Origin of the sequence: Ligilactobacillus sp. WC1T17, from assembly GCA_900110005.1 — a bacterium.
Lineage (GTDB): Bacteria > Bacillota > Bacilli > Lactobacillales > Lactobacillaceae > Ligilactobacillus > Ligilactobacillus ruminis_A.
Map to the genome: position 1 here is coordinate 1 of FOCC01000014.1, position 22,993 is coordinate 22,993.

The window sequence follows — 22,993 nt, forward strand, 5'->3', positions numbered from 1 at the left end:
CCAGACCACGTACACATGTTAATTTCTTTTAAGCCTAAACACGCTCCATCTAATATTGTTAAAAATCTTAAAGGAGCGTCAGCTAGAATATGGTTTAAACAATATCCTGAAACTAAAAAATTATTGTGGGGTGGACATTTGTGGTCGCCTAGTTATTATATGGGGACTTTAGGTGATATGAGTAAAGAAGTTGTAGAAAAATATATTGAATCGCAGTATACAGAAGCTATGAGAAGGCAACTTAAAGGCTATTATGGTAAAAATAGATAAGACAGTTTGGCGGGCTTGACCCCTGATTAAAATCAGAGGTCAAGCCCGTTTTATAATCAACTGCCTGAGACTCATCAATCAGTTGGTCTGGACATGGGCCTCGCTGATCTGGCAATTAGTTCTGACAGTGTCAAGTACGGTGCTTTTAATGCAGAATGGTTGGAAAAACAAGCCATTCAATGGCAACGCAAATATGCCAGACGCCGCTACCTTGCTCAATGCCAGGTGTGGAAGTGGAATCATAATCGCTCTGACCATCTGGAAGAGCTTGATGATTATTCCAATTGGCAGCGTGCAAGAGTCAATAAAGCTCGCTGTCAGCAAAGGATTGCCAATAAACGCAGAGATTACCTTCATAAGCTGACAACTGACTTAGTCAGGAACTATGACGTGATTGTAATTGAAGATTTGAGAATCAAGAATCTGCAGAAAAATCACCACATAGCCAAGTCAATTGCCAATGCCAGCTGGTACCAATTCCGCACAATGTTGGAATACAAGTGTGTTTGGTACGGTAAACAATTAGTTGTAGTGAAGCCTGACTACACCAGTCAAATCTGTTCGAACTGTGGCTTTAACAGTGGAAGAAAACCGCTGGAAGTCCGCGAATGGACATGCCCAAAGTGTGGCATTCACCACGATCGAGATGTTAATGCGGCAGTTAACATCCTGCACAAAGGTTTAAAAGCTATTGGTTAGGGACTGACCTTGGTAAAAGAGCGGAGTTCTGTAAGTTAGGTAGCTGGAATACCAGTGCAACATCCTGAATACTACTTCGTGTTCCCAGAAGCTCGATCATTTATGTCCGAGTAGTTCACTAAATAACCCGGCTCCTTAAAATTAGGACCTAAATACCATTTTTTCATGCCCAGCGTCTCGCCGGCAATCGTTTGGTAGCTGGCATAATCATAGCTGGGACAATTCACCAACACCCCTGAAAGTTTCAGCGGACCGTAAAAAAGCCCTAAATCAGCCTGATTCATCGCTTCAGCCGCATACAAAGCTAAATGTCCCCCTGCACTGTCGCCTGATAAAAATATTTTGCTTCACATTTTGAGGCGCATGATACATATCAAAAACCTGCTGCTTATCTTGACCATACTTCACATTTAACAGCGGCTGATAAAGTTCTTTTGGTTCAGCCTGTTTTAATTTAAGCCTATTTTTAGGTTTTGACAGCGCAAAAAACAATTTAAGCATGGGAACTGTTAACGTTAATTCCATCATTTCACCTTCTTAATTAAGAACTGAGCGTAATTTGAAAAAGCGCAGGGCATTGACTACCATAACAAGACTGCAAAAAATAAAAATTCCGCGGTAATCAAAGAAGCCGGCAATTAAAGTTCCGCAAACCGGGCCCATTAAGGCTCCAATTGATTGGAAACTTTGATTATAAGCAAAGACAATACTGGTATTTTCCTTGGACGAATGCTTGGTTAAAAGCGTTTGGACCTCCGGCAATAAGGCCGCATTGGAAATTCCCGTCAAAAAGCGCATAATCCCAAGCTGCACGACATTTTGCGCCAAAGCCGTCAGTAAAAAGACCGCGATGGCAAATAAAAAACCGAATAACAACACTTTTTGCGTGCCGATTTTGTCACCTAATCGTCCAAAAAGTGGTGCCACTACGACCGTTGAAAACCCCGGCATCGCAGCGATAATCCCAGCAATAAAGGTCACCGATCCATGCCCGCCTAAAAGTTCTTTGACATACAAACTCAAAATCGGATTGATGGCCATATTTACTGAATTAACCAGTAAGGTGGTCACAATTAAAAAGAAAATAACTTGATTAGCAGCAACTTCTTTAAATGTAAGTGATTTTCCCCTTTTTTGCGGATTGCTATAAGCACTTTTATCTTCTTTGACAAAAATTAAGGTAAAGCAAAAGACTAAAAATAAAATAATCCCGGTAATGTGAAAAGTCAGCCGGTAAGAGAAGACGGAGGCCAAGGTTCCACCCAAAAATGGTCCCAGCAAATTTCCCGCTGTAATCCCCGTCACCAAAATACTTAAAGCTTGGCCTGATTTAGCTTTGGGTGTTTGGGCAGCAATAAGCGCATTCGAGTTAGAAACATACCCGCCAAAAGCTCCTTGCAAAGCTCTCAATAAAGCCAGTTCCCAGACATTTTGCACAAATCCCATCAAAAAAAAGACCGTTGCCATCCCAAAAGAAGCTCTTAAAAGCATCAACCTGCGGCCTTTTTTATCAGCCAGCTTGCCCCATAAAGGTGACACAATCGCCATCGTCAAAAAACTGAGCGCATAAACCAGCCCACTATAAAAATTTAATTCCTGTTTGTTGTAATTACCCAATTCATTGATGTATAACGATAAAAACGGCATAACCTCACTTAAAGCCATTCCAACCATAAATACGCCAAACCATAAAACCGCTAAATTTCGTTGCCAAAGTTCCTTTTGCACAATATCCTTCCTCTCTATCCTCTAAAAACAATTATAGCACTAATCGTCCATTCAGCTTATTGCTAAAAAACACCGCAATCCACGTCTAATTTGCGGTGTTTTAAAATGATAATGGTATCTTAAAGCAGCTAGAATAATTAATGATTATGCCACACAATTATTACAAAAAGCCCTAAAAAATGCTGTTAAATTAATGACAAATAAATTTTAAAATAGTATAATATGGCTGTTTGGAAAACGTTTTCTAAAAGGGGAGAGATATTTTCCAAAATATCAACTATTTTATAAGGAGTTGTGTTTATGATAAACGGGGATACCGAAAAATTAATCACACTGTTTCAACAAACCAAAAACACTGATTATTTATTGAATATCTACAATAAATATCTGCCGATGATTAATCACATTTCAAATTTATTTCATTTTTCTGATTTGGATAAGGATGATGTTTGTCAAGAAGCTTTAATTGTTTGCTACCACACTGCTTCAACTTATAATTCTAAAGCTGTCAAAGTTACCTATGGTGCCTATTTCAAGGCCAGCCTTTTCAATAAATTTCGCACGCTTAAACGTAAAGAACAGACTGCTAAACGGATGGCCTATAAAATGTCGGTTCCGCTAGATACTTGCCAGCAAAATTATCTCATTTCTGAGCAAACCACCCAAATTATCCAGCAAAGTATGCTTTTGGAACAAATTGCCCATAAATTACCCAGGCATGCTGACACCAACTGAATATAATATTTTTACGGCCTGGTTAGCTCATAGTGATATTAACCTAATTGCATCCAATTTTAATATCCCTCGGTCTAAAGTTTATAATACTTTGGCACGTTGCAAGAAAAAAATGCTTTTACTGTTGCATAACAAAGAATAAAACTTTATAGCTAAATAAAAAAGGCAGATAAATTGCACATTTATCTGCCTTTTTCTTTTATTCCAGTTCAAAAGCACCGGTGTAAAGCTGGTAGTAGGTACCCTTTTGGGCGATTAGTTCAGCGTGCATACCTCTTTCGATAATGCGTCCATGGTCAAGCACCATAATCGCATCCGAATTACGGACGGTTGATAGGCGGTGCGCAATCACAAAAACAGTCCGCCCTTTCATCAAATTATCCATCCCCGCCTGCACCAAAGCTTCGGTACGGGTGTCGATGGAAGATGTTGCTTCATCCATAATCATCACCGGCGGGTCAGCGACAGCGGCTCTGGCAATTGACAATAGCTGCCGTTGTCCTTGCGAAAGTTCAGCCCCGTTACCTGAAAGCAGGGTTTGGTAGCCTTCCGGCAAGCGCTGGATAAAATCATCCGCATTGGCCAATTTGGCCGCAGCGATACATTCTTCATCCGTGGCATCCAACCGGCCATAGCGGATATTGTCCATTACTGTTCCTGTAAATAAATTGACTTCTTGTAAGACAATCCCTAAAGAACGCCGTAAATCAGGCTTTTTAATTTTATTGATGTTAATACCATCATATCGGATTTTACCATCTGGAATATCATAAAAACGGTTAATCAGGTTGGTAATCGTTGTCTTGCCGGCACCAGTAGCACCCACAAAGGCAATTTTTTGCCCTGGTTTGGCAAAAAGGCTGACGTTGTGCAAAACTGTCTTATTAGGATCATAGCCAAAAGTTACATCATCCATCACCACTTCACCTGCCAAAGGCACATAGGTCACGGTGCCATCTTGGTGGGGATGCTTCCAAGCCCAAAGATCCGTTTTTTCGCTCGTTTCAATAATTTTCCCCTGATCATCATATTTGGCATTGACCAGTTCCACATAACCATCATCGCTTTCAGGTTCTTGATCCATCAAGTCAAAGACCCGGCTAGCACCGGCTAAACCTAAGGTAATCAAGGAAACCTGCATGGAAGCTTGCCCGATTTGCTGCGACATATTCCGCGCCATGGCTAAAAAGGACACGATAACCCCAATGGTAATGGGGCTAATCCCTTGCAAAGAAATATTAGTCGCCTTCATCGCAATGAGGATTCCGCCAAAAACGGCTAAGATAATATACATAATATTACCAATATTGCCTAAAATCGGCATCAACATAAAACCAGTGCTATTGGCTTTATCACTGGCCGCAAATAATTCTTCATTATAGGCTTTAAAATCAGTAATCGCTGCTGTTTCATGGTTGAAGACTTTAACCACCTTTTGACCAGCCATCATTTCCTGCACAAAACCTTCTTCTTTGGCTAAAGCTTTTTGCTGAGCGACCATGCTCCTAGCTGAAGTACCGCCAAAAATCTTGGTGACCCGCGTCATGATCAGCATAAAAGCAAAAACCATTAAAGTCATCCACACTGAAAACCGCAGCATGGAAATGGTCAAGGCAATCATCGTCAAAATGGTTTGCACCAGGGTTGGCAAAGACTGGCCGATTAACTGGCGAATCGCATCGGTATCATTCGTATAAGTAGACATGATGTCCCCGGCCGCATTCCGATCAAAATACCGAATCGGCAATGTTTCCATGCGGCTGAACATATCATCACGCATATATTTTAACGTTCCTTGGGTAATAACCGCCATCAGCTGCGTATAGATGGCTGAACAAGCCACCGCTGCCACATAAAAGGCAATCATCGTCAAAATAATCGAAATTAATTTTCCATAAACACTGGCTAAGCCGTGGGCAAGTCCCGGCGTAATAGCTTGGTCGACTAACTGCTGCAAAAATACCGTGGCAATAACCCCGCCAATCGCAGCTACAATAATACAGAGGCCGACAACCAAAAGCTGCAGCTTGTAATGGCTGAAAATATATTGCAACAGCCTAGTAAAAGTCCCCGGTGTAATTTGATTTTTCGGTTTATTTTCTGTCATCACTAGGCCTCCTTTTGTTGCATATTTTGCGTTTGTGAATCATAAACTTCCCGGTAAATGCCGTTAAGTGCCAAGAGCTCTTCACTGGTCCCTTGTTCAACAATCCGGCCGCCATCCATCACGAGAATTTGATCAGCATCTTCCACGGATGACACCCTTTGCGCAATAATAATCTTGGTTGTATCCGGAATCTCTTCTTGAAAGGCTTTTCTAATCAAAGCATCCGTCTTGGTATCCACGGCTGAAGTCGAATCATCCAAGATTAAAATTTTCGGCTTTTTCAGCAAAGCTCTGGCAATACATAAACGCTGTTTTTGCCCGCCTGAAACGTTCGTCCCGCCTTGGGAAATCATCGTTTCATATTTATCAGGAAATGCTTGGACAAATTCATCAGCCTGCGCTAACTTTGCAGCATGCAAGATTTCTTCATCGGAAGCATTAGGATTGCCCCAACGTAAATTTTCACTGATGGTTCCTCTAAATAAGACATTTTTTTGCAAAACCATCGCTACCTGATCTCGCAAAGGTTCAAGGTCATAGTCTTTGACATTGACACCGCCTACCTTTAATTCACCTTCTGTGACATCATACAAACGCGAAATAAGCTGAACCAGCGTGGTTTTAGATGAACCTGTCCCGCCAATAATGCCAATCGTTGCTCCTGATGGAATATGCAAATCAATATCAACTAACGCTTCTTTTTTGCTATGCGGCGAATATTTAAAGGATACATGATTAAAATCGATGCTGCCGTCTTTGACTTCCTTGACCCCATTGGCTGGTGACGTAATCGTCGGTTCATATGTCAAAACCTCCGTAATACGTTCAGCTGATTCTTCTGAAATCCAGCATAAAGTAAAGACCATCGATAATATCATTACCGCAGCTAAAATTTGGACCCCATAGTTAATTAAAGAAGACAAAGCCCCTGTTGTTAAAGAGGTCGCATGCGTAGTGATAATGAGGCGGGCTCCAAAGTAACTGATTAACGTAATCGAAGCAAAAATGCAGGTCATCATCACCGGTGAGTTCCATGCTAAGATTTTTTCAGCATGGGTAAAATCCTGCCGCACTGTTTCGGTTTCTTGATAAAATTTCTTTTTTTCGTAATCTTCACGAACAAAAGACTTAACCACCCGCATACCGCGAATATTTTCTTCGACACCATCATTCATAGCATCATATTTGCGGAAAATTCTTACAAAAATCGGGTGCACTTTAAAGGCAATCCCAAAAATAACAATCGCTAAAATGGGAAGCATCGCCAAAAAAATCAGCGCCATTTTCCAGTTGATCGTCAGCGCCATAATAACGGAAAAAATAATCATCAAAGGGGCTCTAAAAGCCGCTCTAATCAGCATGGAATAGGCATTTTGCACGTTAGTAACATCAGTTGTCATCCGCGTCACCAACGAAGCCGCTGAAAAATAATCAATATCAGGAAAAGAAAAATGCTGTACCCGTTCAAAAATGTCTTGACGTAAATTCTTAGCCAAGCCGCAAGAGCCTTTGGACGCTTGGCGAGCAGCCCCGGCTCCAAAAAGTAATGAAAAAATAGCTAAAATGAACAAAATAAAGCCGTAATACATAATAGGTCCCAAGTCCCCGCCCATATGGTCAATTAATTTGGCCATCAAAAGCGGAATTAAAACTTCCATGATAACTTCGCCAGATACCATGATGGGAGCCAAAATTGATGCTTTTTTGTATTCGCGAATGCTGCGCGCCAATGTTTTAACAATATTCAAAATTCTGCCTCCTCTATTATGTGGTGCTGCCTAAATAATTTTTACCATTAAGACAGTATATCAAGTATTATAATCCTTATCTTAATTGTTAGCAATCAAACAAAATATAAAAAAACTATTTTTGACTGACCTAACTAAAAAGGCAGCTTAAAAGTTAAAATTTAAATGGTGTTTAATGATTTTTTATATTAAAGCAATCCCTGTCAGTTCTTTAAGTTTAGCTAAAAAAGCGTCTTGAAGCTTAATCTCATAGGTTTGCCGATTATAGGGAGCTTTTTTTGGTGGTAATAATAATTGCCGCTGCCTATTTTGTTTTTAGCCGCTGTGGCTAAAAAGACATGGGTCATGTAGCCTGCTTCCAGGATGTCAGGGGCATCTTGGCCTCCCATTTTCGTTGGTACCCAGCCTGGATCTCAAGCATTCACGGCTAGTGTAGAAAACTTGCGTGCTAAAGCTTTGGTCAGCAATAAAAGATATTTTTTGAAAGCCGCATCAGAGCAGCCTTGATCCAACTGGGCTAAAGCAAGCCTGGCATTTTGATGCATACTAGACGACACATAAACTAAACGCTTGGGTTTATCCATTAAAGCCGTTAAAACATAGGGTGCTAATACATTGACCTGCAGGATTCTTTGAGGATCTTTGTTATAGACACCAGCATTGTGAATCACAACATCAAAATCCTCTTTTGGATGGCTGTAGTTATGACAGTTTCTTTTGTTTGGTCAATTTTGGCCAACCTGCTGGTCAGGCTTATCAGGTAATTTCACATAGTAAAAAGGGTCAATCCACGACGGGTTGACCCTTTTTGCATTTATGAAAAATTCAAAAGGAACTTTACTAACGGAATAAATTCTATCTTGCAATTATCTAAAACATAATTGGCTGATTATTCAAACACATAATTTCTAGGAACAATGTTAACTCTCGAAATTAATTGGAGCTGTTCCAAAATAATACCCTTTAAAAGATTATTATCCATATCATCACGCCTTTGTCTTGTAGATAAAACACCACTCTTAAAACCCGTTACAACCACTGATATATCAACCTTTTAAAATTTCTGCAAAAAAATTTTAAAAAAATAGTATTTCACACTTGTGTTATATCACAAATGTGCTATAATAGAAAATGTAAGAGGTGAGGCAAGATGAGAATCGACATCAAAACCTACTTAGCCGATCAGGACTTGACTATTTATCAAGTTGCTAAAATTTCCGGCTATGGTTACACCACCTTACATAAGTCTTTTAACAAGCAGCAGTCTAATGCCACATCGCTGAACCTGCGTGACCTTGACGCCTTAGCCCAGGCTACCAGCCAGACTATGTGGGAAACGTTAAGGCAACTTGAAGAAGGCTATCTGCATAATGATGATTAGGCGGGTAACCAGCAACATAACTATCAAGTCCGTATTTGTCAGTCACCAAGGCTTTCATTTAGGGGCTTTTTTATACCCGTAAAAACGCATAAATATAGGAGGAATTTACTATGGCTTACACAAACGATCCTTTCAGCAGTATGGATGACATTTTTAACCAATTAATGGGCAATATGAGCGGTTTGAACTCAGAACGCCGCTACCTGATTAATGGCCGCCAAGTGACTCCAGAAGAATATCAAGAATTTAGAAGAACAGGAAAATTACCAGCAAATAATCAAGAACAAGCAACTCAAACCAAAAAAATCAAGCAAAACGGAATTTTAGCCAAGCTAGGCCGCAACCTGACTCAAGAGGCTCGAGACGGCAAGCTTGACCCGGTTATCGGCCGTAACAAAGAAATCCAAGAAACCGCCGAAATCCTGTCCCGCCGCACTAAGAACAACCCGGTCTTAGTCGGGGATGCCGGGGTTGGTAAAACTGCGGTGGTCGAAGGCTTGGCTCAAGCCATCGTCAACGGCGATGTTCCAGCTGCTATCAAGAACAAGGAAATCATCTCCATCGATATCTCCAGCCTTGAAGCCGGAACCCAGTACCGTGGATCATTTGAAGAAAACATCCAAAACATGATTAAAGAAGTCAAGGATGCCGGAAATATCATCTTATTCTTTGATGAAATCCACCAAATCCTAGGCGCCGGCGGCATGGGCGGCGACAACGGCTCTAAGGGCCTGTCAGATATCTTGAAGCCTGCCTTGTCCCGTGGCGAAATCACCTTGATTGGTGCCACTACCCAAGATGAATACCGAAACACTATCTTAAAGGACGGCGCCTTGGCAAGACGATTCAACGAGGTTACCGTCAACGCTCCTAGCGCTGAAGACACCTTCAAGATTTTGCAAGGTATCCGGTCACTTTACGAAAAGCACCACAACGTTGTCTTGCCTGATGAAGTTTTGCATGCTGCCGTGGATTACTCAGTCCAGTTCATTCCACAAAGAAGCCTGCCTGACAAGGCCATCGACCTCTTGGATATGACTGCTGCCCACTTGGCTGCAAAACATCCAGTCACAGATGCCAAAACTATCGAAAAAGAAATCGCAGACTTGACTCAAAAGCAAAAAGACTTAGCTGAAAAAGAAGACTACAAGGGTGCTGAAAAAGCCAAAACCAAGGTTATCAACCTTCAAAAGCAATTAGATGAAAACCACGACAATACCAAGGTTACCGCCACAACCGAAGACGTAGCCAAGGCTGTCGAACGCTTAACCGGCGTTCCCGTATCCAAGCTGGGTGCAAACGATATCCAACGCTTAAAGGACATGGGCAAGCGGCTTGCCGGCAAGGTTATCGGCCAAGACGAAGCCGTAGCTGCTGTCAGCCGGGCTATCAGAAGAAACCGGGCCGGCTTTGACGAAGGCAACCGCCCTATCGGCTCCTTCCTCTTCGTCGGACCTACCGGGGTTGGTAAAACTGAACTCGCTAAGCAGTTAGCCTTGGACATGTTCGGCAACAAGGATAACATCATCCGCCTTGACATGTCCGAATACAGCGACTTGACTGCGGTCTCCAAGTTAATCGGGACCACTGCCGGATATGTCGGTTACGATGACAACTCCAACACCTTGACGGAACGGGTCAGAAGAAACCCTTACTCCATCGTCTTGTTAGACGAAATTGAAAAAGCCAACCCGCAAGTCTTGACTTTGCTCTTGCAAGTCTTAGATGACGGCCGCTTAACAGACGGCCAAGGCAACACCGTCAACTTCAAGAACACCGTCATCATCGCTACATCTAACGCAGGTTTCGGCAACGAAAAATTAACCGGCGACGACCAAAAAGATCAGTCCTTGATGGACAGGTTAGCTCCATACTTCAGACCGGAATTTCTTAACCGTTTCAACGCCATCGTCGAATTCTCCCACTTGACCAAGGAAGACTTGAAGCAAATCGTCAACTTGATGATTGCAGACGTCAACAAGACCTTGGCTAAAAAGGACATCGACCTTCAAGTTTCTGAAGAAGCCAAAGACTTCTTGATTGAAGAAGGCTACGACGAAGCCATGGGGGCTCGTCCATTACGCCGCGTAATCGAACAAGAAATCCGCGACAAGGTCACAGACTTCTACTTGGACAACTTAGACGAAAAGCACCTGGAAGCTGTCATGGAAGACGGCAAGCTGGTAATTAAGGCTCGGACTAAAGAAACTGCCCCTGCTTCCTAAATGTTGAATTTAAGGCCGCTCACCACAATGGCGAGCGGCCTTTTTTATCTTAAAAATTCATTTAAAGTTGCTTGCTTTCCAGCTGCGGCCTCGCTTATACTGAACTTGAAAAGCGTTTTTCTTAACATATTCTAAGAAAAGGTGATTTTATGGCAAAAATTAAAGCTGTAGCCGTAGATATGGACGGCACATTTCTCAATGACCAAAAAAACTATGACCGCGACTTTTTTAAACAGCTCCTCCAAAAAATGCACGCCCAAGATGGCCACTTTATCGTCGCCAGCGGCAACCAATACGCCCGCTTGCAAGATGACTTCAAAGAATTCTACACCGAAATCGATTTTGTGGCAAAAAATGGAGCCAATCTTTTAGCAAAAGGAAAAGAAATGCTGGTCCAAACAATTGACCAAAAGACTATTCAAGATATTATTGCCTTTCAAGAAGGTATTAAAGATAGCCATCTGACTGTCAACGGGGTCAAGAGCGCCTACATGCTTGTATATGAGGACCCTAAATTTTTGGAAAGTATCTTTTACTATTGCCCGGCCCACACCCTTTTAGCTTCTTTTAATGACTTGCCTGCCGACCGATTTATCAAAATCAATTTAGCTGTCCCTCAAGAATTGACCGAACAGACAATGGCCAATCTCAGAAAAAATTTTGGCGCTAAAGTCCACGTCACTTCCTCAGGCTTTGGCGATATTGACATCATCAAAAGAGGAGTAAATAAGGCACAAGGGTTGGAACTAATACTCAAACAATGGGGATTAACTGGTGATGACTTGGCTGCTTTTGGCGATGGCGGCAATGATATCGAAATGCTTAAGTTTGCTAAATACAGCTATGCTATGGATAATGCGACCCCTGAAGTTAAGGCAGTTGCCCGCTTTAAAGCACCGTCAAATAATGATTCCGGGGTACTTAAAGCCTTAGAAAAACTCCTTAGTAAATAAAAAAATGAGCCCGAGTATTGAAGTACTCAGGCTCATTTTTTAATAGAAGTAAAATTCGCTTTTACTTATTTGGCAGTTGGTAGATATCACCCAAACATAAATCAGTGATAAAATTTATTTTTATGATGTGGCAAAAAAGATACGCCAACCGTGAGTCCTAAATTTTCGACGGGTGGTTGAGAGAAGAGACAACTTTGCTTGAAATATTGGTTTAGTATTATCAGTCACAATAGCTTTTACCATCATTCAAAAATCCTCCGTCATAATATATGTAATATGTCAGCGGATTCATTTTAGAATTTCAACTTTTAACTCTAACCAGTGATTGACTTTATTTAAAAACTAATCAACAATAGAATTATTGCTATTTTTGATTAAAGGAGGATTTTCATGACTAAAGATAAAATCTCTTTTAGCTTACTTTGTTCAATTATCGCTACTGGTATGCTGTCTTTTACCGGCGTCTTAGTCGAAACAGCTTTAAATGTAGCCTTTCCCACCCTGATTCGTGAATTTAAGGTCACCACCGACCAAGTCCAATGGATGACCACCATTGTTTTACTAATTGTGGCCATTATTGTGCCCTTGTCTTCTTACCTCAAAAAGCGCTTCGCAGGCAAGGTAGTCTTTTGTCTGGGTATGCTCTTTTTTATTGCAGGTACTTTAGTGGAAATTTTCAGTCCTAAATTTGCCCTATTACTCTTAGGCCGCGCCTTACAAGGTGTAGGTGTCGGCATTGGCTTACCTTTGATGTTTAACACCATTTTAGACCAGGTTCCTAAGTCAAAGATTGGTACTATGATGGGGCTTGGAACTATGTTTATTGCGACTGCTCCTGCATTAGGACCAACATTTGGCGGCATTGTAACCCAATATTTAGGCTGGCGCTATATTTTTATTATTGTATTGCCTTTTTTACTGCTGGCCTTAATTGCAGGACTGCTAACTTTAAAGCAGGTTACGCCTTTACGCCGGGACACTTTTAATTTCGAAGAATATATCTTTTTAGCATTAATGATTGTCGGCTTTATTTTTGGCTTTACCAACCTGGCCAGTCGCCAATTTTTGAGTTTTTATGTAGGCGGCAGTTGGCTTTTAAGCCTTATTTTTGCTATTTTATGGTTTAAAACGGCTAAACAATCGAAAAATCCGCTGCTTAACCCGAAGCTCTTCCAAAATAAATCTTTTTTGGCCCAATTGACGGCTTACAGTCTTATCCAATTTATCGCTTTAGCCGTATCATTTGCTTTGCCCAACTATATCCAACTAGTCAACCATGAATCCACATCTTTGACGGGCTTTTTAATTTTGCCTGGCGCCTTGACGAATGCTCTCATTGCTTTATTTGCCGGACGGATTCTCGACCTTAAAGGGCCGCGTTTTCCCATCTTAACCGGCCTTATTATTGCCACCTTCTTTTTACTTTTAACCGGTATTTTAGGAATGCACTTAACTAATTTTCAGGTGGCTTTGCTATACGCCCTTTATCTGATTGGAAATGCTTTATGCTTTGGGCCTTTGATGACCAGCGGTTTAACCGAACTTGACCCCCATGATCAAGCACAGGGAAATGCTGCTTATAATTCAATCCAACAATCCGCCGGCGCCGTGGGTACAGCCTTAGCCTCTGTCATTATCGCCTTGTTCCAGCAGCGCAGCCAATTTTCATGCGCTTATAACACAGCAGCCGGTTTTTCTACGCTGTATTACGTTTTAGCCGGTATCGCCTTGTTTTGTTTCTTATTAGCTGTTAAAAATGTGCGCAAACGCTAAGGTCAAAGCTTATTATTTTGCTTTATACCCCCTTTCCTGTGCATTTGAATGACAAAGCCTATAAATAAAAGAAAGTGATGCAATAAAAATGAAGCCTTATATTATCTGCTACATGATGACCTCAATTGACGGAAGAATCGACTGCCAAATGACGGCACAACTTCAAGGTGTAGCTCAATACTATCAAATTCTTGACGAATTGGACCTTCCAACGACCTTAAGCGGCCGCACGACGGCTGAGTTTAAAATGGCGTGCCAGGTAAATTTAAACCTAAAAATGATACTAAATACAACCAAGAAAATTTTTCAAAAAAAGCGCTGCGCCAGGATATGAAATCATCGTAGACACCAAAGGGACGCTTCTTTGGAAAAAAGAAACAAGCAGTCAAAAGCCTCATTTGATTATCCTAAGCAAACAAGTCACCACAGAATATTTGAAATACCTTGATGAACAAAATATTTTCTGGATTGTTACAGGCGACAAACACATAAATTTAGCAAAAGCCATGCAAATTTTGGCCGAACATTTTCATGTTAACCGTATGGGTGTTGTCGGCGGTCCAACCATCAACACTGCCTTTTTAGAAGCAAAGCTGCTTGATGAATTTGCTATGCTGATAGGTCCAGGTATTGACGGAAGAAAAGAAATGCCTTCCGTATTTGAAGGACGAAAAGACAACCCCCCCTTGCATTAAAGCTGACGGATGTCAAAAGCTACAAAACCGGAGCAGTCCTGCTCCGTTATAAAATATAAGTCAAAGCTCCCGTATGATGCCCTTTTTGCAGGATTGGGATTTTTTTGGAGGTAATGATTTGAAAAATAAAAGTATCTTATTTGTCTGTCATGGCAACATCTGCCGATCACCCATGGCCGAATTTATCATGAAAGACCTGGTTCAAAAAGCCGGCCTAACTGACCAGTTCTTCATCGAATCGCGCGCAACTACCAGCGATGAAATCCGGGGTAATCACGGCAACCCCATCTACCCGCCAGCAGCCAAAGTTATGCGTGTTCACGGCTTAAACCCAATTGGTAAATTTGCCCAGCTGTTAACCCTAGATGATTATCAAAACTTTGATTTACTTATCGGAATGGACAAAGAAAATTTAGCTGATATGCTGCGGTTGACTGCTGGCGATCCAGCCGGCAAGATTTCTTTAATCATGGACTACACGCCTAACCCCCGCCCGGTTGCTGACCCCTGGTATACTCGTGATTTTAACCAAACCTGGCAAGATATCAACGAGGGATGTGAAGCGTTATTGAAAATTGACAGCTTAACCTAATAAGAGGATATGGCGAAATTGCCTTATCCTCTTATTCTTTATGCTGTAACAGTTCTTCGTTTTTGAATCGGCTTCAAAAATCGGCTGCTTTTGATCAAGCAGCATGTTAAAAAAAGGGCACATCGCCATCCTTTTTTCAGTTGTAATTAAGAAAAAAGCAAAATTTTCGAGTATACTTTTAGTATAAAACAATTCAACACATAATAAGGCGGAGCTTAAGGAAAGAAGGAATATTATGACAAAAATCGGATTTATTGGCACTGGTCTTATGGGACAGGGTATGGTTTTAAACTTGATGAAAAAAGATTTTGAAGTCCAAGTCTGGAACCGGACCAAGGCTAAAGCTAAGAGATTAATTGAACAAGGTGCGGTTTGGACAGAATCTGCCAAAGACTGCAGCACAGGTGTCGACTTTGTCATTACCATCGTCGGCTACCCTAAAGACGTCGAGGAAGTCTATTTTGGTCAAAATGGCGTCTTTGAAGGTAGCAAACCTGGGACAACCGTAATTGATATGACCACCACCAGTCCTAAGCTTTCCCAAAAAATTTATGCAAAAGCCAAAGAGCTTGGCCTGTCTGCCCTAGATGCTCCCGTATCTGGCGGCAAGGCCGGGGCTGACAGCGGCAAGCTTGCTATCATGGTCGGCGGAGACAAAGAAGTCTTCCAAGAAGCTCTGCCCGTCTTTTATGCCCTAGGTGAAAATATTGTTTACGAAGGCTCTGCTGGGGCCGGACAACACACCAAGATGGCCAATCAAATCGCCATCGCCGGCAGTCTTTCTGGAGTTTGCGAAGCCCTCTTTTATGCCAAAAAAGTCGGCTTAGACCCTGAAAAAACCTACCAAACTATCCGAACCGGAGCAGCCGGTTCCTTTCAAATGGAGGCCTTCATGCCTAAGATGATTAATGAAGACTTTGATGCAACCTTTTACATGAAGCATTTCATCAAAGACCTGACCATCGCTAAAGAAGAAAGTAAATCCCGCAACTTTAAGCTGGAAATCATGGAAGCCATCCGCACTAAATGCCTAAAAGTCCAAGACATGGGCTATGGCGACCAGGGTACCCAGGCTTTATACCACTATTACGTATTACGAAGACTAAACAAAAAAGCATTTCGTGTAAAAACGGAATGCTTTTTTGAGCTATGCTGCTTAATGCAACAATAAAACAGCCATTCTCCGCATTTTTTAGCAAATTCCTGCCAAAACCAGCGGTAAAATTTATTGGCTTTAATCAGCTGGAGCCCAGGCCGTAGATGCCGTAGAAAACTATACAGATATCGTTGCTATCGGCCGGAGAACCTTGGTTGAACCGCAGTTTGCTAAAAAATATTTGACACTAAAATCGGCAAAGCAAACAAGGTAATCACCTTAAGTACTGGTCCTTTAGTTAACGTTAAGCTGGTATTTTTCATCGCATCCACACCACTATTTATCTAATCTTTAGAGTAGCGTGCTTTTATTCAAAAAGCCAATTCATAAACCCTATTTTCAATACAAAAATTCGCTTATCATCTTATTTGTCATTAAGTTTAAAAACACTTAGAATAAAGATAAATAAACAGTGAATATATTGTCTGCCAAATTAAAAATTATCACCTCAAATTTCATCCTCATTGCCTTCATGATGGGTTCAAACGAATTCATGGTCGTGGGAAACTTGTCTTTAATCGCTAAAACTTTTCATGAAAGTCTAGGACAAATGGCGCTACTGGTTTCCTTATATGCTTGGAGTTATGCGTTAGTAACGCCGGTAATTACCGTCTTAACCAACTGTTTTGACCGGTTCAAATTACTGATGTCTCTAATGTTTATTTTTTTCTGGGGACCTTAGCTACTTATACTGCCCAAAGCCTTGCTATTTTAATGTTGGCGCGCATAGTAACAGCTGCTTTAGCTGGTGTCATTGAATCCGTTACCCAGGCAATTGCATATGAATTAGCTCCTGACGCTAAGACTAAATCGCAAATGGTTTCACAAATCTATACCGGCTACAGCGTGCAACAATTCTAGGTCTGCCATTAGGCACAATCATTGCCCATTATTGGCGGTGGCAAGACGCCTTTTTGATGGTAGCTGGCATTACCATTTTCCCATTATTGTGACCTACTTAACCGTACCTAAAAAAACTGCCCGTTCATGAAGGCAGCGTCTTAATGCAAGTTGGCCTGCTCAAAGATGCCCGTATTATTTGGTGTATTGTTTTATCTATCACCACAGCTGCCACTACCTATGGCTACTACACCTATATTCGGCCTTTGATTAATCAAGAGCTCGGTTTTAGTCCGCAAACTTTGAGTTTGATTTTACTCATGCTGGGCATTTTAGATTTAATTGGTACTCTGATTGGCGGGCGTTTGGCTGAAAATAATCCAATCAAAAAACTTAGGTTTATCTATCTTTTTATGGCAATAATGCTGCTATTATTTTCTTTAGCAATGCAGCATAAAGCAACCGGTATTTTATTACTTGCTTCCATGATGCTGCTTTTTCCAGCCGCCCAATCCCCCATTAAGATCTACTTTTTAAATGTCGCTTCTAAAGATTATCCCGCTTCGATTTCTTTAGCCTCATCGCTTAATGCCGTTTTTTATAATGTTGGCATTGCCATAGCATCTCTAAGCGCCGGTTTTACCCTCGAACATTTTGGTTTGCGCCATCTAGGGTTTAATTCTTTAGTCTATTGTCTTATTGCTTTAAGCAGCATCTTTATTTTAATTTATTTAAACAAACGCCACGCTCCCAAAATCTAAGTGCAAGTAATTGCACTTTTTTTGTACAAAAAAAGAGGCACCAGCGCCTCTTTAAATGTTAAGTGATTTTAACCAGTCAAGCTGGCTTTGAAGCCGCGCAATGGCTCGTTGCAAGATTAAAAAATGTCCAAAAGCCTTCTTAGGCTCCTGGCCGCCAAAAAGCAGTTTTTCGCGCTCTTGCAAATGTTTGAGCTGGGTTTCAAGCAGGCTGATTTCTTCTTCAATCAGCCGTTTCAACTCATAATCTGCTTTATCATCGATAAAAAACATCTTCAAAGAAAACATATCCTGGCTCACCGGCAAATCTGTCAATGGTTCTTTAATCCATTGCATAAGCATTGCCTGACCCGCTGCAGTTATCGAATAATAAATTTCTTTATCATTGTCAGCTTTCGTGCTTTTGACAATTAAACCTTCCGCCGTCATCTTTTTGAGTTCCGGATAAATTTGGCTATGGGCAGCCTTCCAAAATTCACCGATTTCATTTTGAAATTGATTGGTGATTTGGCGTCCATTCATTTCCCTATTTTGCGCCAATAATCCTAAAATAATGTAAGGTAAAGTTCTTTTTTTTGGCATCATATCCCACCTTTACCTTCCATTTTAACAAAATTAAGCCTTATTTGGCCAGACGGTGATAATTTTCATCGTAGTAATTGCCGTTTCTAATATCATCGGTCATCCCATCATATGGTGCTTGAGCAATAACTTCTTCATTATTAATCCCCGCATCACCCATATAAGTAATTGTTGCAAATTCAGGTACTACCATTTTAGGATAAGTAGCATGTTTTTCACGTGATTCTTCCATTAAATCAATATGGTCATTTTGGAAGCAAACTGTGATTTCAGGATGTTCTTTAACCCAACGTGGGAAAAAGATAGTGCCGTTAAGTTTTTGTTCATTAGGTACAAAATCCAAAGCTACATCAGTCCCTGTTGGTTCCGTCCAAGCAATTTTATAAATGCCTTCTGTCAGCATATTAATGTACGCTTCTTGTCCTTTAACCCAGCGACCCTTAACCATACCACCATGAATGCGGTAGTCAACTGTATGATCATTTTTGCAATACCATTCATATTCCCAGCCGTTATCATAAGTGTAGATAAAGTGAGTACCTACAAAATCGTCGAGTGTCTTAAACGTCTTTGATGCAAGTTTATTTAAATCTGCCATTTCGTTGCTCCTTTGTGTCGTTATTTACACAAATTATAATATGACGTTATCGACAAAAAGTCAACCCTGAAATTTAAAACGCCGCACAACGCGGCGTTTCCACTTATGGCAGGTAAACCACCCTTTTTTATTTTCATTCCAATTCACTTCATTAAGATCTTCTAAGGCAACACAATAAGGTTCAACGTTGAATTTGCCGCCGGCAACCAATTGAGCCAAGGTATATAATTCTTTGCCAAATACTGGTACTGCTACCAATCCAAGCCCTGAGCCAACGAAGTATAAATTATTAGACCGCAACTGGCTGGTAAAGCAATTTCTTGCCCGTCACATTGCCGATTTGAACCCATTCTAACAAGGCGGCCTTATTTTTCCTGGCTTGCAGCATGGCACCCATTAAGTCTAAAGCGGGTTGGCCCCATAAATAATCTAAATCAACACCAAAATCGGCATATTTTTGCATTTTTTCAGCCATTGTTCCATCTAACACCACATAATCATCAAGCCCTAAGCTTTGCAAAACCGCAATTTTACGGCCTAAGCCGACAACTTCTTTGGCGCCTAAATAACGGCTGATTTCAATAGCTAACCGGCCGGTATTGCTAGTAGCACCTAAAATAAGCACCTTTTTACCTTCAACGCCTTCTGCCAAACGTTATCTAATAGCAACCCATGAAGATAAGGCTGGATTCATGAACGCAGCCAAAGTTTTAACATCTATATCCTGCGGAATTTGCAGCATATGTCTGCTTGCAACCGGAGCATACTGGAAAAAAGAGCCGTACTTACCGCTGGCACCCACAAAATAATATAATTTTACCGTCTTCTGTCTGACCCACGCCATCGAAGCCGTCTACAAAACCCGTAGCATCTTTGGCTGAATAATGGCTGCCATTGGCCCGTGCACGTGTAACATTATCAATGCTAGCAGCTAAGACTTTCACTAATTGTTCACCTTCTTTAACTGTTGGCATTGGAATTTCTTTAATTTCCGGCACGGCCTTCATCGTCTCAAATACAGCAGCTTTCATTATTTTTTCATATCATCAAATCCTCACTTTTAGAATTATTACGGCAGTTTTTTATTACCCGTAATTTATTATTATACTGCGCCTCTTTTTTTCGCCAAGATATATTACCAGTAATTTTTATTTTCTTGCAAATAAGCACTAAGCTGTAAATTCCAGCTTAGTGCTTAATTAATCACGCAACCGTCCTTGGTCGATGACTTCTTGTTGAACTACCCCAACATCAAGGGTTTCGCCAAAATTAGCTGCTGTTGCTCTTTCAAAAGCCCGTTCTTATCTTATTTTGGCTTTTCGCCGCTCTTCTTTGACTTTCTCATCATGAGTCCTTTTCGTTAACATCATCATAACAATCAGTCCTTTCCAAGGCCTATTATAGCGCCAAGTAAATCGTTTTCATATATTTATAACGTATTTTGCCGTAAAATTTCGCGCTGATAAATTTTTTTACTTTTTTGTTTTTTTTTACTCACTTACCAACATATAGGCTTTATAATATTTAGCAAAGGAAGTGATTTTTTGAAAACCACCATTATAAAAATCCAGCATTTTATCGAAAAAAAAGCTAATTTACTTAAATATCTCTTTGTCCTCTCAATTTTAATTTTCGTCATCATCGAAGTTAGCCGGATGTTACGCGATACCGACTGGTCCAAGATTTCAAATGATATCACCAGTCGTTCGCCCTTAGAGCTGTTAATAATGCTCATTTTAGGTCTCATAGCTGTTTTGCCGATGATTAACTATGACTTTTTGATTACCGAATTTTTACCGGGAAAATATTCTAAACGGTACATTTTCAAAAGCGGCTGGATTGTCAATACCTTAACCAACATTGCCGGTTTTGGCGGCTTTTTAGGGGCTGCTTTGCGGGCCAACTTCTACGGTGAAAAAGCCTCTAAAAAAGAGGCCTTCTACGCTATCTCCAAAATTGCCCTCTTCTTATTATCGGGTCTTTCTATCTTAAGCTGGATAGCCTTGATCGACATTGTCGTCACGAAGCAGACAAACGGTTTGGGCCGACATGATATCTGGCTCTTGCTCGCCGGACTTTACTTTCCGGCCGTCCTTTTGGCTACCCGCTTTAAACAAAGCGAATTTTTCCAAGACCTCAAGGCTAATCAAATTATTCGCCTAATTGTCGGTTCAACTATGGAATGGGCCTTTGTCAGCCTTTTTTTCCTTTTAATCGGGTATTTTGTCAATATCAGCCTTAAGACATTAATCATTGTCTTTCCGATGTACATCATTGCTTCGGTTTTAGGGATTATCTCCATGATTCCCGGCGGTATCGGGTCTTTTGATGTCTTCATGCTGCTGCAGCTAATGGGACTGGGCATTCCTAAGGAAACAGTCTTGATTTGGCTTATTTATTTTAGACTCTTTTACTACCTGGTTCCGGCTGCCATTGGCATTTTCTTTATGCTCCATGACATGGGCGAAAAACTCAATAAATCATTAAATGGCATTCCGCAAGCTCTTGGATCCCGGATATCCCATGGACTGATTACCATTTTCCTGTATTTTTCAGGGATTTTTATGTTCTTAGAATCAGCCCTGCCGGAATTCACCATTAGAAACAGTATTTTAGCCAAACTCTACCCGCTGACTTTTCTTTTTATTCACCAGGCAACCAATATTCTATTTGCCTTTTCCCTATTAGGATTAGCCCGCGGAATCTTCTCCAGGGTCAAAAAGGCATATATCCCGACTTTGGTCTTTATCGTAATCGGCATTTTTAATACCATCTACAACACCATCTACACCGATTTAAACTGGTCGCTTTTGGTTTATTTATCCGTCGTTTTAATTCTGATGCTGTTTTCAAAAGATGCTTACTACAGAAAACAGCTCCAATATTCATGGGGAGCTTTATGGACAGATGCAGCCATCTTTGGCGGCGGTTTTGTTCTTTATTTCATAGTTGGCGCTGTCAATCGAACTAAGTTTTCGAGCCGCCACCACATTCCATCCCAATTTTTATTCCCTGATCAGGGTGTTTGGCTGGCGGGGCTTTTGGGCTTACTTTTTGCCGGATTAATTCTTGCAATTATTATTACGTATCTGACTCATGGCAAAGACCCCTTTAAAGATACTAAGCCAGATTTTTCTCGGGCCAAAGCCATTATCGCTAATTTCGGCGGCAACGAAACCAGCCACCTGGCCTTTTTAGGCGACAAGAAGCTCTTTTTCTACCAAAAAGACGGCAAAGATACCGTCTTTTTCATGTACAAAGCCACCATCAACAAATTGGTCATCATGGGCGAACCTGTTGGAAACAAGGATGACTTCGACTTAGCCATCCAAGACTTTTTGGACCAAGCCGACCTTTATGACTATGAACTAGTCTTTTATGAAGTCGGTGAAAAAATGACCATGCTTTTGCACGAATACGGCTTTGACTTTATTAAAATCGGTGAAGACGCCTGGCTGAAACTGGATCAATTCACTTTGTCCGGTAAAAAGCAAAAAGGTCAACGTGCCTTAATGAATAAATTTGAAAGAGAAGAATATCAATTTTCTATTATCGAACCGACGTTTTCAGCTGAAACTTTGGCAGAACTGCACAAAGTCTCAAACAGCTGGCTTGGCAGCCAACCCGAAAAAGGCTTTTCTTTGGGCTACTTTTCTAAAGACTACTTGAATCAAGCGCCCATTGCAATTGTCCGCTCAAAAGAAGGCCAGTTGGTCGCCTTTGCCACTTTGATGCCTACGGGAGGAAAAGATACCTTAACGATTGATTTGATGCGGCATGATAGAAAAGCGGCTCCATCGGGAATCATGGATGAAATCTTCATTAATTTATTCTGGTATGGCCAAAAAGAAGGTTATGATTCCTTTTATCTGGGAATGGCTCCACTGTCAAATGTCGGCAGCAGTAAATACAGCTTTTTAGGTGAAAAAATTGCCAACTTCATTTACGAATATGGCAACCGGCTGTATGCCTTCCAAGGATTGCGCAACTACAAAAACAAATATGCCACTTCCTGGCATCCAAAATACATTGCCTACCAAAAGAAGAGCTATCTAGCTTCAACGACCCTGCAGCTGGTCTTATTAATCAATCAGCGTGCTGACAGCAAAAAATCTGCTTTACGAATTCGCGATATTTTTTAATAAATTAAAAA

At 41.0% G+C, this 22,993-nt stretch carries 24 protein-coding genes and 1 pseudogene; 14 read left to right on the plus strand and 11 right to left on the minus strand.

Going from position 1 to position 22,993, the window contains the following annotated elements:
* Both tnpA and BMX26_RS08115 read left to right on the plus strand, forming a co-directional pair.
* Positions 1–270 (plus strand): IS200/IS605 family transposase (tnpA, locus tag BMX26_RS08110; protein WP_075530930.1); only part of this gene is annotated, 270 nt, incomplete at its 5' end.
* 60 nt (positions 271–330) lie between these two features.
* Positions 331–969 (plus strand): annotated as a pseudogene (locus BMX26_RS08115) (RNA-guided endonuclease TnpB family protein); the annotation flags it as partial.
* Between the two features lie 71 nt (positions 970–1,040).
* Here BMX26_RS08115 and BMX26_RS08120 read toward each other — a convergent pair.
* The 3 genes from BMX26_RS08120 to BMX26_RS08130 are packed head-to-tail and all read right to left on the minus strand — an operon-like array spanning position 1,041 to position 2,643.
* The gene (locus tag BMX26_RS08120) at positions 1,041–1,271 is read right to left on the minus strand and encodes a hypothetical protein (RefSeq protein ID WP_075530931.1); all 231 of its coding nucleotides are present in this window, start codon (positions 1,269–1,271) and stop codon (positions 1,041–1,043) included.
* Complete coding sequence (locus BMX26_RS08125; RefSeq protein WP_143454890.1) at positions 1,258–1,497, minus strand: hypothetical protein; 240 nt, start codon at positions 1,495–1,497, stop codon at positions 1,258–1,260. The genes BMX26_RS08120 and BMX26_RS08125 overlap by 14 nt, the downstream gene beginning before the upstream one ends.
* A gap of 9 nt (positions 1,498–1,506) precedes the next feature.
* On the minus strand, positions 1,507–2,643 hold the full coding sequence (locus BMX26_RS08130; protein WP_143454893.1) for an MFS transporter: 1,137 nt from the start codon (positions 2,641–2,643) through the stop codon (positions 1,507–1,509).
* Positions 2,644–2,997: 354 nt separating this feature from the next.
* On the opposite strand from BMX26_RS08130, the gene BMX26_RS08135 reads away from it, so the two are divergent.
* Complete coding sequence (locus BMX26_RS08135; protein ID WP_075530934.1) at positions 2,998–3,432, plus strand: sigma-70 family RNA polymerase sigma factor; 435 nt, start codon at positions 2,998–3,000, stop codon at positions 3,430–3,432.
* Positions 3,433–3,631: 199 nt separating this feature from the next.
* Here the strand turns inward: BMX26_RS08135 and BMX26_RS08140 are convergent, their stop codons facing one another.
* From BMX26_RS08140 to BMX26_RS08150, 3 genes are all read right to left on the minus strand, one after another.
* Positions 3,632–5,539 (minus strand): ABC transporter ATP-binding protein, encoded by a 1,908-nt coding sequence (locus BMX26_RS08140; protein WP_075530935.1) that lies wholly within the window; start codon positions 5,537–5,539, stop codon positions 3,632–3,634.
* A gap of 2 nt (positions 5,540–5,541) precedes the next feature.
* A complete protein-coding gene (locus BMX26_RS08145; protein WP_225355237.1) occupies positions 5,542–7,281 on the minus strand; it encodes an ABC transporter ATP-binding protein in 1,740 nt (579 codons plus the stop codon).
* A gap of 419 nt (positions 7,282–7,700) precedes the next feature.
* Positions 7,701–7,958, minus strand: a complete 258-nt coding sequence (locus BMX26_RS08150) for a hypothetical protein (RefSeq protein WP_075530937.1) — start codon at positions 7,956–7,958, stop codon at positions 7,701–7,703.
* A 479-nt stretch (positions 7,959–8,437) separates the two neighbouring features.
* Between BMX26_RS08150 and BMX26_RS08155 the strand changes: the two genes are divergently transcribed.
* The 10 genes from BMX26_RS08155 (at position 8,438) to BMX26_RS09795 (ending at position 17,663) form a co-directional block, all read left to right on the plus strand.
* On the plus strand, positions 8,438–8,668 hold the full coding sequence (locus BMX26_RS08155; RefSeq protein ID WP_075530938.1) for a transcriptional regulator: 231 nt from the start codon (positions 8,438–8,440) through the stop codon (positions 8,666–8,668).
* Between the two features lie 110 nt (positions 8,669–8,778).
* Positions 8,779–10,893 (plus strand): AAA family ATPase, encoded by a 2,115-nt coding sequence (locus tag BMX26_RS08160; RefSeq protein WP_075530939.1) that lies wholly within the window; start codon positions 8,779–8,781, stop codon positions 10,891–10,893.
* Positions 10,894–11,042: 149 nt separating this feature from the next.
* A complete protein-coding gene (locus tag BMX26_RS08165; protein ID WP_075530940.1) occupies positions 11,043–11,846 on the plus strand; it encodes a Cof-type HAD-IIB family hydrolase in 804 nt (267 codons plus the stop codon).
* A 390-nt stretch (positions 11,847–12,236) separates the two neighbouring features.
* A complete protein-coding gene (locus BMX26_RS08170) occupies positions 12,237–13,619 on the plus strand; it encodes an MFS transporter (RefSeq protein WP_075530941.1) in 1,383 nt (460 codons plus the stop codon).
* Between the two features lie 338 nt (positions 13,620–13,957).
* Positions 13,958–14,314, plus strand: coding sequence for a dihydrofolate reductase family protein (locus BMX26_RS09780; RefSeq protein WP_225355238.1), 357 nt, complete (start codon positions 13,958–13,960; stop codon positions 14,312–14,314).
* Between the two features lie 118 nt (positions 14,315–14,432).
* Positions 14,433–14,906: a low molecular weight protein-tyrosine-phosphatase gene (locus tag BMX26_RS08180; RefSeq protein ID WP_225355232.1), complete on the plus strand. Its 474-nt coding sequence runs from the start codon at positions 14,433–14,435 to the stop codon at positions 14,904–14,906.
* Positions 14,907–15,141: 235 nt separating this feature from the next.
* On the plus strand, positions 15,142–16,077 hold the full coding sequence (locus BMX26_RS08185) for an NAD(P)-dependent oxidoreductase (protein WP_075530942.1): 936 nt from the start codon (positions 15,142–15,144) through the stop codon (positions 16,075–16,077).
* A gap of 406 nt (positions 16,078–16,483) precedes the next feature.
* Positions 16,484–16,744 carry a hypothetical protein gene (locus BMX26_RS09785; protein WP_225355233.1) on the plus strand — a complete coding sequence of 87 codons (261 nt, stop codon included), beginning with the start codon at positions 16,484–16,486 and terminating at the stop codon, positions 16,742–16,744.
* A 32-nt stretch (positions 16,745–16,776) separates the two neighbouring features.
* Positions 16,777–16,923 (plus strand): hypothetical protein, encoded by a 147-nt coding sequence (locus BMX26_RS09790; protein WP_225355234.1) that lies wholly within the window; start codon positions 16,777–16,779, stop codon positions 16,921–16,923.
* Between the two features lie 143 nt (positions 16,924–17,066).
* Complete coding sequence (locus BMX26_RS09795) at positions 17,067–17,663, plus strand: MFS transporter (RefSeq protein ID WP_225355235.1); 597 nt, start codon at positions 17,067–17,069, stop codon at positions 17,661–17,663.
* A gap of 51 nt (positions 17,664–17,714) precedes the next feature.
* On the opposite strand, the gene BMX26_RS08195 is transcribed toward BMX26_RS09795, so the two are convergent.
* The 5 genes from BMX26_RS08195 to BMX26_RS08215 form a co-directional block, all read right to left on the minus strand.
* A complete protein-coding gene (locus BMX26_RS08195; protein WP_075530964.1) occupies positions 17,715–18,242 on the minus strand; it encodes a PadR family transcriptional regulator in 528 nt (175 codons plus the stop codon).
* A 40-nt stretch (positions 18,243–18,282) separates the two neighbouring features.
* Positions 18,283–18,840, minus strand: coding sequence for a phenolic acid decarboxylase (locus BMX26_RS08200; RefSeq protein WP_075530943.1), 558 nt, complete (start codon positions 18,838–18,840; stop codon positions 18,283–18,285).
* A gap of 60 nt (positions 18,841–18,900) precedes the next feature.
* Positions 18,901–19,098, minus strand: a complete 198-nt coding sequence (locus BMX26_RS08205) for a hypothetical protein (protein ID WP_075530944.1) — start codon at positions 19,096–19,098, stop codon at positions 18,901–18,903.
* A gap of 31 nt (positions 19,099–19,129) precedes the next feature.
* A complete protein-coding gene (locus tag BMX26_RS08210) occupies positions 19,130–19,492 on the minus strand; it encodes a hypothetical protein (protein ID WP_143454891.1) in 363 nt (120 codons plus the stop codon).
* 133 nt (positions 19,493–19,625) lie between these two features.
* Positions 19,626–19,871 carry a hypothetical protein gene (locus BMX26_RS08215; RefSeq protein ID WP_075530946.1) on the minus strand — a complete coding sequence of 82 codons (246 nt, stop codon included), beginning with the start codon at positions 19,869–19,871 and terminating at the stop codon, positions 19,626–19,628.
* Between the two features lie 513 nt (positions 19,872–20,384).
* Between BMX26_RS08215 and mprF the strand changes: the two genes are divergently transcribed.
* A complete protein-coding gene (gene mprF, locus BMX26_RS08220) occupies positions 20,385–22,982 on the plus strand; it encodes a bifunctional lysylphosphatidylglycerol flippase/synthetase MprF (protein WP_075530947.1) in 2,598 nt (865 codons plus the stop codon).
* Positions 22,983–22,993 lie beyond the last annotated feature (11 nt).

What these genes read in the sequence shown, in the direction of transcription:
- BMX26_RS08155 (WP_075530938.1), top strand. Translation starts at nt 8,438, where the DNA reads ATGAGAATCGACATCAAAACCTACTTAGCCGATCAGGACTTGACTATT.
- BMX26_RS08170 (WP_075530941.1), top strand. Translation starts at nt 12,237, where the DNA reads ATGACTAAAGATAAAATCTCTTTTAGCTTACTTTGTTCAATTATCGCT.
- BMX26_RS09790 (WP_225355234.1), top strand. Translation starts at nt 16,777, where the DNA reads ATGTTGGCGCGCATAGTAACAGCTGCTTTAGCTGGTGTCATTGAATCC.
- BMX26_RS08165 (WP_075530940.1), top strand. Translation starts at nt 11,043, where the DNA reads ATGGCAAAAATTAAAGCTGTAGCCGTAGATATGGACGGCACATTTCTC.
- BMX26_RS08140 (WP_075530935.1), bottom strand. Translation starts at nt 5,539, where the DNA reads ATGACAGAAAATAAACCGAAAAATCAAATTACACCGGGGACTTTTACT.
- BMX26_RS08160 (WP_075530939.1), top strand. Translation starts at nt 8,779, where the DNA reads ATGGCTTACACAAACGATCCTTTCAGCAGTATGGATGACATTTTTAAC.
- BMX26_RS08135 (WP_075530934.1), top strand. Translation starts at nt 2,998, where the DNA reads ATGATAAACGGGGATACCGAAAAATTAATCACACTGTTTCAACAAACC.
- BMX26_RS08130 (WP_143454893.1), bottom strand. Translation starts at nt 2,643, where the DNA reads ATGGTTGGAATGGCTTTAAGTGAGGTTATGCCGTTTTTATCGTTATAC.
- BMX26_RS08185 (WP_075530942.1), top strand. Translation starts at nt 15,142, where the DNA reads ATGACAAAAATCGGATTTATTGGCACTGGTCTTATGGGACAGGGTATG.
- BMX26_RS08195 (WP_075530964.1), bottom strand. Translation starts at nt 18,242, where the DNA reads ATGCCAAAAAAAAGAACTTTACCTTACATTATTTTAGGATTATTGGCG.
- BMX26_RS08215 (WP_075530946.1), bottom strand. Translation starts at nt 19,871, where the DNA reads ATGAAAGCTGCTGTATTTGAGACGATGAAGGCCGTGCCGGAAATTAAA.
- BMX26_RS08200 (WP_075530943.1), bottom strand. Translation starts at nt 18,840, where the DNA reads ATGGCAGATTTAAATAAACTTGCATCAAAGACGTTTAAGACACTCGAC.
- BMX26_RS09795 (WP_225355235.1), top strand. Translation starts at nt 17,067, where the DNA reads ATGCAAGTTGGCCTGCTCAAAGATGCCCGTATTATTTGGTGTATTGTT.
- BMX26_RS08125 (WP_143454890.1), bottom strand. Translation starts at nt 1,497, where the DNA reads ATGATGGAATTAACGTTAACAGTTCCCATGCTTAAATTGTTTTTTGCG.